This window comes from Gracilibacillus pellucidus, from assembly GCF_033949965.1.
In the GTDB taxonomy this organism is placed as follows: domain Bacteria; phylum Bacillota; class Bacilli; order Bacillales; family Amphibacillaceae; genus Gracilibacillus; species Gracilibacillus pellucidus.
In genome coordinates this window covers 78476-94682 of sequence record NZ_JAWZSR010000008.1, presented here as the reverse complement: position 1 = coordinate 94682, position 16207 = coordinate 78476, and the positions used below count along the sequence as shown (strand labels likewise).

At 36.6% G+C, this 16207-nt stretch carries 14 protein-coding genes; all 14 read right to left on the bottom strand.

Annotated features, from left to right (window positions below; genetic code table 11):
- Positions 1–7: 7 nt before the first annotated feature.
- Positions 8–1570 carry a ribonuclease Y gene (rny, locus tag SH601_RS13510; protein ID WP_319958864.1) on the bottom strand — a complete coding sequence of 521 codons (1563 nt, stop codon included), beginning with the start codon at positions 1568–1570 and terminating at the stop codon, positions 8–10.
- 221 nt (positions 1571–1791) lie between these two features.
- Positions 1792–2832 carry a recombinase RecA gene (gene recA, locus SH601_RS13505; RefSeq protein ID WP_319958863.1) on the bottom strand — a complete coding sequence of 347 codons (1041 nt, stop codon included), beginning with the start codon at positions 2830–2832 and terminating at the stop codon, positions 1792–1794.
- Positions 2833–3026: 194 nt separating this feature from the next.
- On the bottom strand, positions 3027–4274 hold the full coding sequence (locus SH601_RS13500) for a competence/damage-inducible protein A (RefSeq protein ID WP_319958862.1): 1248 nt from the start codon (positions 4272–4274) through the stop codon (positions 3027–3029).
- On the bottom strand, positions 4274–4852 hold the full coding sequence (pgsA, locus tag SH601_RS13495; protein ID WP_319958861.1) for a CDP-diacylglycerol--glycerol-3-phosphate 3-phosphatidyltransferase: 579 nt from the start codon (positions 4850–4852) through the stop codon (positions 4274–4276). Before pgsA ends, SH601_RS13500 begins: the two co-directional genes overlap by 1 nt.
- A 482-nt stretch (positions 4853–5334) precedes the next feature.
- Positions 5335–6228, bottom strand: coding sequence for a helix-turn-helix domain-containing protein (locus tag SH601_RS13490; protein ID WP_319958860.1), 894 nt, complete (start codon positions 6226–6228; stop codon positions 5335–5337).
- Positions 6229–6465: 237 nt separating this feature from the next.
- Positions 6466–6723 carry a DUF3243 domain-containing protein gene (locus SH601_RS13485; RefSeq protein ID WP_319958859.1) on the bottom strand — a complete coding sequence of 86 codons (258 nt, stop codon included), beginning with the start codon at positions 6721–6723 and terminating at the stop codon, positions 6466–6468.
- Positions 6724–6809: 86 nt separating this feature from the next.
- A complete protein-coding gene (ymfI, locus tag SH601_RS13480) occupies positions 6810–7532 on the bottom strand; it encodes an elongation factor P 5-aminopentanone reductase (RefSeq protein ID WP_319958858.1) in 723 nt (240 codons plus the stop codon).
- Positions 7533–7544: 12 nt separating this feature from the next.
- Positions 7545–8831, bottom strand: coding sequence for an EF-P 5-aminopentanol modification-associated protein YfmH (yfmH, locus tag SH601_RS13475; protein ID WP_319958857.1), 1287 nt, complete (start codon positions 8829–8831; stop codon positions 7545–7547).
- Position 8832: 1 nt separating this feature from the next.
- Complete coding sequence (yfmF, locus tag SH601_RS13470; protein ID WP_319958856.1) at positions 8833–10107, bottom strand: EF-P 5-aminopentanol modification-associated protein YfmF; 1275 nt, start codon at positions 10105–10107, stop codon at positions 8833–8835.
- A gap of 152 nt (positions 10108–10259) precedes the next feature.
- Positions 10260–10982, bottom strand: a complete 723-nt coding sequence (locus SH601_RS13465; protein ID WP_319958855.1) for a GntR family transcriptional regulator — start codon at positions 10980–10982, stop codon at positions 10260–10262.
- A gap of 114 nt (positions 10983–11096) precedes the next feature.
- Positions 11097–13409, bottom strand: coding sequence for an FtsK/SpoIIIE family DNA translocase (locus SH601_RS13460; protein WP_319958854.1), 2313 nt, complete (start codon positions 13407–13409; stop codon positions 11097–11099).
- A gap of 141 nt (positions 13410–13550) precedes the next feature.
- The gene (locus tag SH601_RS13455; protein ID WP_319958853.1) at positions 13551–13769 is read right to left on the bottom strand and encodes a YlzJ-like family protein; all 219 of its coding nucleotides are present in this window, start codon (positions 13767–13769) and stop codon (positions 13551–13553) included.
- Positions 13769–14488 carry a ClpP family protease gene (locus SH601_RS13450; protein WP_319958852.1) on the bottom strand — a complete coding sequence of 240 codons (720 nt, stop codon included), beginning with the start codon at positions 14486–14488 and terminating at the stop codon, positions 13769–13771. The genes SH601_RS13455 and SH601_RS13450 overlap by 1 nt, the downstream gene beginning before the upstream one ends.
- Before the next feature lie 811 nt (positions 14489–15299).
- Positions 15300–16175, bottom strand: a complete 876-nt coding sequence (gene dapA, locus SH601_RS13445) for a 4-hydroxy-tetrahydrodipicolinate synthase (protein WP_319958851.1) — start codon at positions 16173–16175, stop codon at positions 15300–15302.
- Positions 16176–16207 lie beyond the last annotated feature (32 nt).

The following is a 16207-nucleotide window of genomic DNA, read 5'->3' as shown; positions in this document are numbered from 1 at the left end:
AGCCTCTCTATTTAGCATATTCTACTGAACGAGTTTCACGAATAACGGTAACCTTAATATGTCCCGGATAATCTAACTCGTCTTCAATTCGTTTTCTAATATCTCTAGCTACTTTGCTAGATTCAGCATCATCAATTTCGTCTGGCTTCACAATAATACGAATCTCACGACCTGCTTGTATTGCAAATGATTTCTCAACACCAGCGAATGACTCAGAAATTTCTTCTAATTTTTCTAAACGCTTAATGTAGTTTTCTAATGTCTCACTTCGAGCACCAGGTCTAGCAGCGGAAAGCGCATCTGCTGCAGCAACAATTACTGAGATAACAGAAGTTGCTTCTTCATCACCGTGGTGGGAAGCAATTGCATTAATAACCACTTCATTTTCCTTATATTTTGTTGCTAATTCTTTACCAATCTCTACGTGACTACCTTCTACTTCATGATCAATCGCTTTTCCAATATCATGTAGTAAACCAGCACGTCGTGCAAGTGTTTGATCTTCACCGAGCTCAGCAGCTAATAGTCCGGATAAGTAAGCTACCTCTACTGAATGTTTCAATACGTTTTGTCCGTAGCTTGTACGGTATTTTAATCGACCTAATATTTTCACTAAATCAGGGTGGAGACCATGCACACCAATTTCGAATGTAGTTTGTTCTCCATAATCGCGAATGTATTCATCAACTTCACGTCTAGATTTGTCGACCATCTCTTCAATTCTAGCTGGGTGAATACGACCATCCTGTACTAGTTTTTCTAAGGCGATTCGAGCTATCTCACGACGAATTGGGTCAAACCCAGATAAGATTACTGCTTCAGGAGTATCATCAATAATTAAATCAATACCTGTTAGTGTTTCTAAAGTTCGAATGTTTCGACCTTCACGCCCAATAATTCGACCTTTCATCTCATCATTAGGTAGGTTTACAACAGAAACAGTCGTTTCAGCGACATGATCAGCGGCACAACGTTGAAGCGCAAGAGATAAAATTTCTTTAGCCTTCTTATCTGACTCTTCTTTAGCACGGTTCTCGGCCTCTTTAATTATAAGTGCTGATTCATGTGCAACTTCTTCTTCAACACGTTGCAAAATAATTTGTTTTGCTTGATCCGTCGTATATCCCGATATCCGTTCTAATTCTGCTTGTTGCTCGCTTACCATTGCTCCAACTTTACTTTCCATTTCTTCAATTTGTTGTTGTTTCTCTGTAAGCGAACTTTCTTTCTTTTCTAACGATAGCTCACGCTTGTCCAAAGTTTGGTCCTTACGGTTAAGGTTCTCTTCTTTTTGCATGAGTCGACTTTCAAGTTTTTGAATTTCTGTACGACGCTCTCTAAGCTCCTCATCAGCCTGTTGACGAATTTTATGATTCTCGTCTCTAGCCTCTAATAATGCTTCTTTTTTCGCAACTTCAGCGTTTTTATAGCCTTCTTCCACTATTTGTTTCGCTAATTCTTCCGCACTCGAAATCTTCTTCTCTGCAATACTCTTTCGAATCAGATAACCAACAACAAGACAGATCAATGCAAGCAAAATGGAGATGATGATAAAAATCCAAAGTTCCATAGTTTCACCTCCTATTGCTATAAACTTGTACAATTTCTCGTCAGCATGTACATCATTACATTTTTAAGAATATTAATGTATAACAATAATTCAATTATACATGTTAATTTTAATCCTCTATTCCGTCAATGTCAAGGATTGTAAAGTTTTCGCATGAATAAGTCAGAAAAAATAGATTTATGTAAAAAACTCCGCAGCACGCATAACTGCAGAGTTTTTTCTTATTCATCTAATAAGCTTTCTTGAAGTTCTTCTGTTGCTTCTGCACCGTCCACTACATCTAACTCATGATAATCACGGATTGCTTGATATATTTCTTCAGCGACAGTTGGATTCTCTTTCAAGTACTGTTTAGCATTTTCACGGCCTTGCCCAAGTCTTTCTTCGTTATAGGAATACCATGCACCACTCTTAAGCACAATATCTAAGTCAGATCCCATATCAAGGATTTCCCCTTGTCTAGAGATTCCTTCGCCATACATAATATCTACTTCAGCTTGTTTAAATGGAGGAGCTACTTTGTTTTTCACTACTTTAATTCGTGCTTTATTACCTACCATTTCGTTTCCGACTTTTAGTGTTTCTGCACGTCTTACTTCTAATCGAACAGATGAATAGAATTTCAATGCTCTACCGCCTGGTGTTGTTTCAGGGTTACCAAACATAACGCCAACTTTTTCACGAATTTGGTTAATAAATATCGCCGTTGTTTTTGATTTGTTAATCGCACCTGAAAGTTTACGCAACGCTTGAGACATTAAACGGGCTTGTAAACCAACATGTGAGTCACCCATTTCCCCTTCAATCTCCGCTTTTGGTACTAAAGCTGCAACAGAGTCAATAACTAACATGTCAATTGCACCACTACGTACAAGCGCTTCTGCTATTTCTAAAGCTTGTTCACCTGTATCTGGCTGTGAAAGTAATAATTCATCTACATTAACGCCTAATTTTCTAGCATATACGGGGTCAAGTGCATGCTCTGCATCAATAAAAGCAGCCTGTCCACCTGCTCGTTGTGCTTCCGCTATCGCATGAAGCGAAACCGTTGTTTTACCGGAAGATTCTGGTCCGTAAATTTCAACTACACGACCTCGTGGGTAACCACCAACACCTAAAGCTACATCTAAGGCAACAGAACCACTTGAAACAGTCGCTATCTTTTGTTCAGATTGTTCCCCTAATTTCATGATTGATCCTTTACCAAACTGCTTTTCAATTTGCTTCAAAGCCATATCTAGGGCTTGTTTTCTATCACTCACATTAATTCCTCCTTCATATTCCTACTTACTATATTACATGCTTTTTTACTGTTTCACAAGCAAAAAAACGAATAAATGTTCCCGTGTTTTCATCGTAATTGTATCACAAAATAGAAAAAGCACAAGAGAAAAGCATTTTTTCTATTATTTTTCATTTAGAAAAAATGCTTTATCGTTGTATTTCAAAATTCTTTTCATTTGTTTAATTTGGTATAGAGCAGCTCAAACCCTTTTTTTACTGCTCTATTTCGAATTATTTGTCGGTCTCCACTAAATTGAAATCTTTCTGTCTGAAACTGATCTTGCTCATCACATATCGTAATAAACACTGTACCAACAGGTTGATTTTCAATGGAATTAGGTCCTGCAACACCAGTAAAACTAATACCTAATTTTGATTGATACGTTTGTTTCACATTCAAAGCCATTGCCTCCGCACACTGTTTACTTACAGTACCATGTTTATCAATCAGTTCTTCACTTATGCCGAGTGCATTAACCTTAGATGTTGGTTGATATACAACGGCTGCCCCATTGAACACTTGTGAAGCACCATTTTCTCCAACCATTTTCGAAGCAAAGGCACCACCCGTTAAGCTTTCTGCACTAGCAATTGTTAATTGATGTTGTTTTAACAAATCAAAAACAAGTTGTTCTACATTTCGTTCATCATAACCATACAAATACCGTCCAACTTTTTCCTTAATCTGTTCTTCTAACTGATCGATAAGTTGTTCAGCGAGAACTGAAGTGTCCGCTTTAGCTGTTAGTCTTAATGCTACTTCACCAACCCCCGCTAAGGGAGCAATTGTAGGATTCGTTTGTTCCGATATTAATTGCTGCAGTTCATGTTCAAGTTGCGCTTCGCCAATTCCAATAAAGCGTAACATGCGAGATTTAATAACCATATTTAAGTCAAGAAGCTCATGTAATGTTGGCAACACTTCTTCTGACATAATAGCTTTCATTTCATTCGGTACACCAGGCATAAATATCCAAATCGTATTATTATGCTCTACAAGCATTCCAGGAGCCATCCCAACAGAATTGCGTAAAACGTTTGCTCCGTCAAATACATGTGCTTGCTTTCTATTATTAGGTGTCATTTCTCGCTTATGATTGTTGAAGTAAGCAGACACTTTATTTAATGTGTCTTGGTCCTCCACAATTTCTAAACCTGAAATATGCTGAAAAGCTTCCCTTGTAAGGTCATCCTCAGTTGGTCCAAGCCCACCAGTAACGAAGACAAGATCAGACCTTGTTTCTGCCTCCTGAAAAATACGCGCTAAACGTTCAAAATTATCGCCTGCTACTGTATGATAATAGACAGAAATACCATGATCAGCTAATTGTTCTGACATCCAAGCGGCATTTGTATTGACAATTTGACCTAATAATAGTTCCGTCCCAACGGAAATGATTTCTGCTTTCACATCTTTCATTATTTAGAATCTCCCATCACATGCCAGTTTTTGATAAAGTATTCTACACCAGAAACTACAGTAATAATTAAAGCAGCATACAACAAAATAAGATCGATAGGTAATCCAAGTGCTACAAAAGGTACATTATGTAAAAGCATGGCAATAATCGCTAAAATCTGCAAGACTGTTTTTAGCTTACCTAATTGACCTGCCGCAAGTACAATCCCTTCCCCTGCTGCAACAAGACGTAAACCAGTAACAGCAAATTCACGACTAATAATCAGAATAACAACCCAAGCTGGAGCCATCTCTAGAGATATTAACAAAATAAAAGCTGCTGAAACTAATAGCTTATCCGCCATTGGATCGAGGAATTTCCCTAAATTTGTTACTAAATTATATTTTCGTGCGTAATATCCATCTAACCAATCCGTTGCTGATGCAATAGCAAAAATAATGACTGCAACAAGATGACTGATCGGAATCGCATTCTCACCTATGTTCCAAACGCCCCAATCAAATGGATAGGATAACAAAATAATAAAGATCGGAATTAAGCATATTCGTGATAATGTAATTCGATTAGGTATATTCATTTTATGACACTCCTTTGTATGACAAGCTAGCAATTAACTCCTCTTTTATTGCAAACGATAACTTATTATAAGAAGTTACCAAAATCTATTATCCAATTTCAATAGGATATTCGTCAAATAAACGACATTAACGATACATTGCTAACTTACGTTTCCATAAAACTTATTTATTCATTCATATGATAAAAGTTAAGAGGCTGGGACAAAAGTGGAATTAGATAGGAAAAATCCGAACATTGAAGTATGTTTACTTATCGCTTCGGCAAAATACTTCGCTTTCACCCGCTGGGCACAAGTACAACATCTACTCAAGCAAAGAACGCTCTCGTAGTGTCCCCTATGCCGCGGGGCACGGCGGTCTGCTCGCGCTATTCCCGCAGGAGTATGCATATCTTACCTACGCTTAGCATAGGATTGTTCGGATTTTCATTCTTCTTATTTAATTATGTCCCAGCCTCTAACTTTATCACAGCGTAACATTCTTATTGTTTTTCCAGCTCAACCCAAACTCTTTGCACTTGAGTAGATCCGATTTCATCAGATAATTCTAACTCTTCATCATTTATCGCAATCGAGATAGTTTGTGGCTCACCAAATCTTAAGTACAGCTCATTCACATCCGAAATATCTAATTCTAAAGGACTTTCATCTGTTTTAAACGTTTTTTCATATAAGCTATTACCATTTTCATCAGCCACTTCTAGCCAATTGGCATTCTCTGTCGTAATAACTAATTGTACTTCTTCTTCAGTTGTTGTTAAGTTATAATGTGATTCATTATTTGCATAGCTATCTAAGGAAATTTCTGTATTTGGCTCTGTTTCCTCTTCCTCTACTTGTTCTTCATCTGTTTCATCCTCTTCAGCTTCATCATCTACCATATCATTATCAGGTGTTGTACTTTGTGCTGGTGGCATCTGTACAGATTCACCAGCTGAATTCTCACCATCTTCTACTGGTGCTGAATTCGGTTCATCTCCTGAGAAATAATTTTGTCTAAATAACCAAACTAATGCAACGATACCTATAATTAGTAGTACAACTACTATTGTAGGCATAAAGGAAAAAATAGCAGGTGCTTTAGCTGATGCTTTATTTTTCTTGCTACTTCTAACTCTTGATCGTACAACCGTCTCTTCTTGATCAAACGGTAGTTCATGTCTAAACTCTTCAATCAATTGTTCTGGGTCCAAATCAAGTATTGTTGCATATTCCTTAATAAAAGCACGAACATAAAAAGAACCCGGCATTACTTCAAACCGTTCTTCTTCAATCGCCTTTAAATACCTTGTTTGAATTTTAGTTAAATTTTGAACATCTTCCAAAGTCAGCTTTTTCTGTTCACGTTCTTCCTTCAATCTTTCTCCAATTCCCATTTCTAACACCATCCATCAATCTTTAATCTATATACTATACACATTTATGTGAATGACCAATCGTTAATCGATTTTCCTTTTTCAAACAATATATCTTAATCATATCTCAAATTAATTCGATTGAAAAGTGAAAATTTATAGGAATCTGTCAAATTACATAAAATTATCTAGAATGTGCTTGAAATACACCTGAAAAAACCCTACAAAGCATTCCTGCTTTATAGGGTTCCATCTATCTTATTTCGTACCTTCGTTTTGAACAAGCTTCACCATAATATTGGCAATAGCACGTTGCTCTTGGTCATCTGCTGCATTCCATAAGTCACGTAACATTTTCTCTTGATCATTTTTCGCCTGTACTTCTGTTGATAAATAATCACCAATGTCATATGCTAGCTCAGAAATTGCTTGATTACTTATTCCATTGTTTTGGGCTTGATGCAAACGATCACCTAAAAAGTCTTTCCATGACTCAAAATTATCGATAACAGACATGCTCATTCCTCCTTTATCAGCATACATTAGTATTCTTTGATTTATGAAGGAAAATATGCATGTCAATAACAGCAAGATAGGACCAATTATCCCCAAGCACCATTGACTCGCATGAGCTCACCTTGTATATAGCTAGAACGCTCGCTACATAGAAACTGTACCGCATGTGCAACATCTTGTGGAGTGCCTGCTCGTTGTAATGGTATCTCTTCTATAAGCGCTGCTTTTTCCTCTGCAGAAAAAAATTGATTCATTTTTGTATCAATAAAGCCAGGGCTAACACCATTAACTGAAATATTACTTGGCCCTAATTCCTTCGCTAGTGATTTAACAAACGCATTTTGCGCACCTTTTACAGTCGAGTATGCTACTTCACAGCTTGCTCCTACTTCTCCCCAAATAGATGAAATAAGGATGATTCGACCAAATTTATTTCGGATCATTTCAGGAATAACAGTTTGCGTAATCTTCCATGGAGCTTTCACATGTAACTGAACCATAGTATCCATATCCTGTTCATTCATGTCTTGAAATAAGCCAACATATGCCATGCCGCTAGTATAAATAACATGATCAATATCAGATGGTAATTGCTGTACAAACGATTCGATTCCTTCCCTTGTACTAAGATCAGACTGAATAACGTTGATGATCTGCTCATCTGGAATTTGCTCTTTGAGCTGATCAATAGCGCGCTTATTTTGATGAAAATGTAATAAGAGAGAATGGCCATGACTCACTAATTCTTTTGCAATAGCCATGCCGATTTCTCCGCTCGCCCCTGTAATAATTGTTCGTTTCTTTTCCATTATTGCTATCCTCTATTCACTCGCCTTAACAAAGCATGTCGCAAGTTCTTCCTCTTTAATCCATTGCTTCGTAAAACGTTCCATATCTGCATGACTCAGGTTTTCTAACCATTCAATACTTTCAAAGAAATCAATATTCAAAAGTTGATAATGACTGTACTGATTTGCAATAAATTCTAGTGAATTCATCGCACGTAGCAACTGTCCAACTTTTTTTCGTTTGATTCTTTCAAAGTTTTGTTCATCAATCGAGTTCGTTTGAAGGTTAAGTAATTCTACTTTGATCATCTCAGCTAATTTCTCTGGCTCTTTTGAGTTACCGCCAATAATACTAAAGCCAAAGTTACGCTCTAAATGTGATTCACTACTAAAGGATGAATCAATTAATCCAGCTTCATATAAACGTTCATATGCAATTCCACTTCTAGAGAACAGGTAATCCATAGCAATATCCATTAACCATTCCTTCTTCATAAACTCTTTTGGATCCGTTGGAATATCATGCTCTTTAATACCTACTAATGCTTTTGGTACGGAAACAGGCATATTAATTGTCACTTCTTTTTGAGCTACTTCTTTCGGTTCATCAGGAAACTCTCTTTGAATCGGTTCAGGATCTTCAAAGTTTTTTTGCGCTTGATTTTGTTTAATAAATGTCATTGTTTCTTCAGGATCCACATTTCCAGCAACAAAAAGCACCATATTACTCGGATGATAAAATGTGTGATAACACGTATATAAATCATCTTTCGTAATATCTTGAATAGATTCTACCGTTCCTGCAATATCGATTTGAACTGGATGATGCTGATATAAACTTTGGATCGTCCCAAAAAATGCTCTCCAATCAGGTTGATCATCGTACATTCTGATTTCTTGTGCAATAATTCCTTTTTCTTTTTCTACAGATTTCTCAGAAAAATAGGGATCTTGTACAAAATCAATCAATGTTTGTAAATTTTCTCGTTCTTTTGATGTAGCCGAGAATAAATAGGCTGTTTTCGTAAAGGAAGTGAACGCATTGGCAGATGCACCTGCTTTAGAAAAATCTTGAAATACATCACGATCTTCTTTTTCAAATAATTTATGTTCTAAAAAGTGTGCAATACCGTCGGGAACCGTTTGGAATTCTCGCTCACCTAATGGGACAAATCTCTGATCAATAGATCCATAATTTGTCGTGAAAATAGCATATGTTTTTGTCATTTCTTTTTTTGGTAAAACATAAACACGTAATCCATTCGGAAGAGTTTCTGAATAAATATGTTCTTCAATTTGTTTATAATGCTTGTGATTCACTTTATTCTGCCTCCTTGCTCGTTAATAAATACACCGTATCGAGCATAATTTTATTCGCGACCTTGATAACTTCTTCTTTTGTCACTTTACTTATTTGCTCTAATAATAGTTCTGGTGAAAGTGAAGATTTAGCTATTACACGTTGGTAATGTAATTCAATCATTCCTTGTGGATTATCTAATGTTTCACGTAACTGATTGATTGTCATTTCTTTTGTCTCATTCAAGTCATTCTCCGTGAACTCACCTTTTTTCATCTCTTCCATTTGTTCCAAAATGATATCTCTTGCTTTTTCATATTGCTCCGGTGCAATACCACTGAAGACGAACATCAATCCTTTATGACTTTCGATTCTAGAGGCAGCATAATAAGCTAAACTATTTTTTTCCCTTACATTCATAAATAATTTGGAACTTGGAAATCCACCGAACAATCCATTAAACACTTGTAATGCTGCATAGTCATCATCTTTATACGTTATACTTGTACGATAGCCAAAGTGCAATTTCGCTTGCTTAATGTCATCTGTTTCTACAATTGTTTGTTCGTCTCGATCAATGGTTGTAAATACATTATCTGCAACTTCTTTAGTGTTTCTAGCCGGTATTAAGTCTGTTAATTTATCTTCTACTTGCAGATCTTCTACATCTCCTACAACAAATACGTCTAGGTGATCTTCACGCAAGATTTCTTGATAATACGAATAAAGCGACTCAGCAGAAATATTTTCTAAATCCTCTTCATAACCATGTACACGAAGACGATATGCTTCATTTTGACACATTTCCTCGATCATTCTAGTATTCGCAAGGCTCATCTTATCTTCCTTTAATGACGCTATTTTACTACGCAACGTTTCTTTTTCACGTGCAACGATTTTCGGATCAAAACCGTTATCAACAAGCTTCGGCTGATATAGTACTTCTTGTAAAAAGGCTATTCCTTTGTTTAGCAAATCTTGAGAATTGGCAATATACTGCTCGTTTGGTAACTCTAGACGAACCGTCAAAATATGGTTTTCTCCTTTTTTACTACTATCAACAGATAATACCGTACCATATAATGAATCAAGATGCTGACGTAATTCAAGCGCCGTTGGATAATTAACAGTTGCTTGCTGTAAAATATACGGAAGCAAAGCTCTTTTGGTAACATTTTCTCTTGTTAATTTCGTCGTGAATTTCACAGACAAATGGATCGTCTTAAATTTTTTCGTATGTATAAGATGTAAATCATATCCTTCTTTTGCGATAATTCGCTCTAATGTATCAGACATTTACTCTACTCCTTTAAACAAATTTTATTTTCTTCTCTATTCTATCAAAAAATGAGCATTATTATGCTTATCAAGCCTCATATAAAAATAGGTAATGATAAGAAAAGCTCCAAATCCCTATTATAACATAGAGACTTGAAGCTTTATGATGATTATAATGTTTTTCTTAATACATGGAAACTAAATACGTCCGCTCTAAAAAAGTTTACAGAATATAATATAGGTTCATTATCTTTTGTATAATGCATCTGTCTTAGCAAAAGTAATGCCTGGTCTGGTTCACATTTTAAAATGGGTGAAATTCTTTCATGATATCCAATCGGTTCAATATGTGCTACTGCATAATCTATTTCTTTATGGGCATGTTTTTTTAACGCTTGAAAAATAGATTCTTGACTCTGAATCAATTCTACAGGCAACATTTGATGATCAACTCGATCAATACAATACACAACAGGTTCATCATCTGCTGTCCTCACACGCTCTATTTTGGCAAATTTCTCTACTTCCAAAGGGGCAAAACGTCGCATATCTTCATCTCTTGGATCTGTAATCTCAGCAGATATATATTGTACACCTGGTTTTTTTCCTGATTTGCGAATCATATCTGTAACACTACCTAGTTGTTCTATTCCGGACGATACAATCGGTTTAGCATGGACAAAAACGCCAACTCCAGGTCTTCGGATCAATATATTTTCTTCTTCAAGAATAGTAATAGCTTTTCTGATTTCTTGTCGAGATACTCCGAATCGCTTGGATAATTCATACTCTGTTGGTAGTTTTTCTTTTTCTTTAAAGTGCCCATCCTCAATTAAACTTTTAATTCCATGAATAGTAGCAGTAGTTGACCCATTATTCACATTATAATGCATAGTTTCCCCCAACCAATCTATATCTAGTAAAGTTTGTTATTAAGAATAAATATAACACTTTTACTATGAATAATAAAGAAGATTTTATGTTTTTTTAGCAACAGTTTCTTCCTATCAAGACGTAGGATTGGCAGTTACATCATCAGTAGCCTTACTTTGTAGAACCGTTCTTGGTTTGGACCCTTCATATGGACCTACAATCCCTCTCTCTTCCATCGCATCTATTAGCCTTGCTGCACGGGTGTAACCAATTCTAAAGCGTCTTTGCAACATCGATACACTTGCACTTTGCATTTCTAAAATCAACTCTACTGCATCATTATACAATTCATCATCTACTTCTGTAACTACATCTGTCTCTTCCTCTGGTATCATATCGTCCTGATATTGTGCTTTCTGTTGCTCTATACAATGGTCGACGACATTTTCTACTTCTGCATCAGATAAAAAGGCTCCTTGTATACGAACTGGTTTCGATAAACCTACTGGAATAAATAACATGTCTCCTCTTCCTAAAAGCTTTTCTGCACCACCTGAATCAAGAATCGTTCTTGAATCGGTTTGAGACGACACACTAAAAGCAATTCGTGATGGTATATTGGCTTTAATTACCCCAGTAATAACGTCTACTGACGGACGTTGTGTTGCAATAATTAAATGGATACCTGCTGCACGAGCCATTTGCGCCAACCTAGTAATCGCGTCCTCCACTTCATTTGAGGCAACCATCATTAAGTCAGCTAACTCATCTACTATCACTACAATATATGGTAGCGTAGGCTGTTGATTTTCTTCTTCTGCATTATGACGTTTAATATATTCATTATACCCTTCAATATTTCGCGTACCAGATTCCGAGAATAAATCATACCTTCTTTCCATTTCTGCAACTACTTTTTTCAATGCTCTCGATGCTTTTTTCGGGTCTGTTACCACTGGCGTAAGTAAATGCGGTATTCCGTTATAAACATTTAATTCTACTTTTTTCGGGTCGATCATCATCATTTTTACTTCATGTGGTTTAGCATTCATCAATACACTTGTAATAATGCCATTAATACAAACACTTTTACCACTACCTGTTGCACCAGCAACTAATAAGTGTGGCATTTTATTCAATTCTGCGACTACCGCCTCACCTGAAATATCTTTTCCTAAAGCAAAGGCTAACTTATTTTGTGTTGGCTTCTTCTTCGTTTCTAACACTTCTCTTAATGTTACCATTGCTGTTTCTTCATTTGGCACTTCAATACCAACTGCTGATTTCCCCGGTATCGGTGCTTCAATACGAATATCCTTAGCTGCTAAAGCTAATGCTAAATCATCATGTAAATTGACAATTTTACTTACTTTTACCCCCGCCTCTGGGTATACTTCATACTTTGTTACTGACGGACCAACATGTACCTTCGTAACTCGCGCCTTTACACCGAAACTTTGAAAAGTCTGCTCTAACTTACGAACAACTCGTTGTATATGCGATTTTTCTTGCTGTTTTCCTGCATTTTTAGGAAGCTCCAAAATATCCATAGTTGGTAATTGATAATCTTGATTTTCAAATTCTGTAGTTGGTAATTGCTCCGTTTCTAGCGTTTCTTTTATTTCTTCTGGTTCATCTTCCATTTGTTGGTTCTCTTCGCTAACTGAATCAACTACTTCCTCTACATATGGTTCTATTACTTCTACTTCATTATTTGCGTACGCAATAGCTGGCATCTCTGCATCATCTGGTGTATCTAGTACATGTTCTTCTTTTTCCTCATGACTTTCTTTCTGCATTCGTTTCTCACTTCGCGTTTCTTTCCAATTGACTAACTTTTGTTTCGTTTTCGTCCAATGGTCTTGTAATTTGGCAAGTAGTTTCGCAAACAAATCTCCAATTGAGAGATTACTAAACACAATAATACCTACAAGCATAACGAAAGCTGCTAGAATCATAGCACCAGTACTGGAAAACAGAAAATAGCTAATCGCAAACATAATCGCTCCAACCATTCCTCCACCTAAATGTGCAGTGCTACCTATTCCTTTAACATAATCCATATAAAAGGTAAAACTTTGACCAATAATGGACGGATAATTGTTAGAACGATTAAATGCCGTATCGAATGTAATAATATGGGTCATTAACAACAATCCTGCTAGTACAAAATAGGTACCTATCCATCTTCTCGTCGTAATTTTCGGCCATTTTCTTTTTATCATGACGTAAATACCTAAATATAGTAATAAGAGAGAAACGACAAAATACCATATCCCTAAGAAAAAGCGAAAGACATTTTCTAAAAGGGAAGAAATGGCTCCATCACTTATCATGGTTGCTCCACTGCCAAAAATGGCTAGAAAAATGAATAATAATCCTATTAATTCTTTTTTTATATTATTTTTTAATGGCTGTTTTTTTCTTCTTTTCTTTCTTTTTGCCATATCAACACTCCTCTTTCCCCTAGTTCTTCTATCTCTACATCCACTATGTATGAAATACCCTTGCTGACCAGTAAGCAAGGGTATTTGATCGACATTTTTTCTTATTTATTATATCACATATTCTATAACAGAACGAATATTCTATTGACTTTTTTCATCATTTGTAATAATCGTTCCCGGTGCAAATGTTTGAAGCAGATAATCATTTGGATTCGTTGATAATAACTGTACCACCCGCTTATCACCATTATCCAATCGTTGTACATAACAAGGTTTATTTTGATAATGTATCCACTCATATTGCTCAAAATCTGCCTCATTATAATGAATATCTTCCATACTTAACGGTGTATATAACATTATTGGATCAGCTCCTCAGACCCTTTATTGATATCAATTAATTCATTCAATTTTGTCATTGCACCACTGATACCACCGACTTCATCAATTAATCCATATTTCACCGCGTCTTGACCTACAACATTCGTTCCAATGTCCCTCGTTAAGTTACCTTTTTCAAACATCAATTCTTTAAATTTTTCTTCTTTTATATTCGAATGTTCTGTGACAAATTGTATAACTCGTTCTTGCATCTTATCGATGTATTCAAAGGTTTGTGGAACACCGATAACAAGACCGGTTAGTCGCACTGGATGAATCGTCATTGTAGCAGACGGTGCGATAAACGAATAATCTGTCGCAACTGCGATCGGAACCCCAATCGAATGCCCTCCACCAAGCACGATAGAAACGGTTGGCTTGGATATAGAGGCAATCATTTCAGATAGTGCAAGTCCTGCTTCAACATCACCACCAACAGTATTTAGTACAACAACTAGTCCTTCAATTTTAGGATTTTGCTCTATAGCAATAATTTGTGGAATAAGGTGTTCGTACTTTGTTGTCTTATTCTGTGGTGGAAGCTGTACATGGCCTTCTACTTGACCAATAATCGATAAAACATGAATGTTGGAGTCTGGCGCATTGGGTATAGTGGATTGCCCCAAGGCTTGAATTTTTTCAACGATCGATGATGGTTGTGAGCCTTTCTCTTTCGGTTCTTGTTTCCCTGCTGTCATATGTCAAAACCCCTTTATCACCTATTTGTCATTAGTATGAACTAGTAAACATATTTCATTCTCTAACAAAAAAAGGATTAAGACTTACGCAGTCTAAAAGCGATAATGAATGTTGCTCTGTGTTGAGTACTTCATGAAATGCGCTCACTCATTCTGATTGATGGATAGTGGATATCCTATCGCTACGTCAGAATACTCCGCGTTCCACGGGCTTGTCTTCAACTAACTTTTCAACAAAAGCGGTTGAAAAGTGGATTTTCAGACTGCGCTTTTTCCGTAGGAGTCTCCGTATTCTGCCTTCGCTGGATTTACACGCTCTGATGTTTGGGAGAGAACAACGAAGGTTTTATGTCCATAGAAAACAGAAATCGCATGTGCTTAGGATAGAGATAACCGTACCACATATAAATAGCAATCTCCTACCCGGGAAGTGATTTTAGCATGTTTCCACTTGCAAACATTAGATCGCATAGCACAGCGGAGACAAAACACGAAGACTCTTTCGGGAACAGTATGAGCTGAAGATCCACTTTGTGAAGTGGTTTCCTTCACAAAGTTAGCTGAAGCCGTACCCGGCGGCATAGAAAACACTACGAGAGCGTTCTTTACTTGAGTAGATGTTGCACTTGTGCCCAGAGGGTGAAAGCGTAGTGTTTTGTCGGAGCTTATGCCAGCACTCATCATCAATAGAACGGGAGAAAGTCTAGTCCACAGGAGACTATCGCTTTTAGACAACATGACAAAGTGTTAAGAGAAAAGTTTTATATTAAATGAAGAACCTGCTTCGTTAACGAAACAGGTTCTTCTACGTTTATTTTATTGAGTCGATTACTTTGAAGAGTTGTTCTTCTTCAATTTGTGATAATGGCACTAATGGTAATCGAACTGATCCTACGGCTATTCCCTTGTTATTCAAGGCAGATTTGACTGGTGCAGGAGATGGTGCCATGAATAATGAACGCATGGTCGGCAATAACTTACGGTGAAGTTTACTCGCTTCTTTTACGTTTCCTTGTTCAAATAATACCATCATTTCTTTCATTTCTTTCCCAATGATATGTGATGATACAGAAACAATACCTGAACCACCTACCGCTTGAATAGGTAAAGTTAAGGAGTCATCACCACTATAAACACTAAAATCCTCTGCTACCTGATCAATAATGGAAGAGATAGCATCCAAATCGCCAGTTGAATCTTTTAACGCTACAATATTATCAATTTGTGACAAAGAGACAACTGTTTCAACATTTAATCTTACAACCGCTCTGGATGGGATATTATACAACATAATTGGCAAGTTAGTTGCGTTTGCGATTGCCGCATGATGCTGATATAACCCTTCTTGATTCGGTTTATTATAGTATGGACTTACGATTAGCGCACCATCTACTCCAATTTGTTCCGCTTCCTTTGTTAGCTCAATAGAAGCCTGTGTATTATTACTACCAGTTCCAGCAATAACCGCTACTCGCCCATCCACTACTTTTACAACATGTTTAAATAGAGTGATTTTTTCCTCGTGCGTTAATGTTGGAGACTCTCCTGTAGTACCCGCTACTACTAATCCGTCTGATCCATTCGCAATTAAATGCTCGACTAATTCCGTCGTTTTATTTAAATCCATTTGATTATGTTCATCAAATGGGGTTACCATGGCAGTTAACAATTTTCCGTAATCTATCATGTCACCATCTCCTTTCCAAATTCCTTCACTTA

Excerpts from the sequence above, each read along its gene's own strand:
- SH601_RS13490 (WP_319958860.1), bottom strand. The coding sequence starts at position 6,228 with ATGGGAATTGGAGAAAGATTGAAGGAAGAACGTGAACAGAAAAAGCTG.
- SH601_RS13465 (WP_319958855.1), bottom strand. The coding sequence starts at position 10,982 with ATGCATTATAATGTGAATAATGGGTCAACTACTGCTACTATTCATGGA.
- SH601_RS13500 (WP_319958862.1), bottom strand. The coding sequence starts at position 4,274 with ATGAAAGATGTGAAAGCAGAAATCATTTCCGTTGGGACGGAACTATTA.
- SH601_RS13455 (WP_319958853.1), bottom strand. The coding sequence starts at position 13,769 with ATGTTATATACACCGTTAAGTATGGAAGATATTCATTATAATGAGGCA.
- SH601_RS13485 (WP_319958859.1), bottom strand. The coding sequence starts at position 6,723 with ATGTCTGTTATCGATAATTTTGAGTCATGGAAAGACTTTTTAGGTGAT.
- SH601_RS13450 (WP_319958852.1), bottom strand. The coding sequence starts at position 14,488 with ATGACAGCAGGGAAACAAGAACCGAAAGAGAAAGGCTCACAACCATCA.
- ymfI (WP_319958858.1), bottom strand. The coding sequence starts at position 7,532 with ATGGAAAAGAAACGAACAATTATTACAGGGGCGAGCGGAGAAATCGGC.
- dapA (WP_319958851.1), bottom strand. The coding sequence starts at position 16,175 with ATGATAGATTACGGAAAATTGTTAACTGCCATGGTAACCCCATTTGAT.
- pgsA (WP_319958861.1), bottom strand. The coding sequence starts at position 4,852 with ATGAATATACCTAATCGAATTACATTATCACGAATATGCTTAATTCCG.
- rny (WP_319958864.1), bottom strand. The coding sequence starts at position 1,570 with ATGGAACTTTGGATTTTTATCATCATCTCCATTTTGCTTGCATTGATC.
- yfmF (WP_319958856.1), bottom strand. The coding sequence starts at position 10,107 with ATGTCTGATACATTAGAGCGAATTATCGCAAAAGAAGGATATGATTTA.
- SH601_RS13460 (WP_319958854.1), bottom strand. The coding sequence starts at position 13,409 with ATGGCAAAAAGAAAGAAAAGAAGAAAAAAACAGCCATTAAAAAATAAT.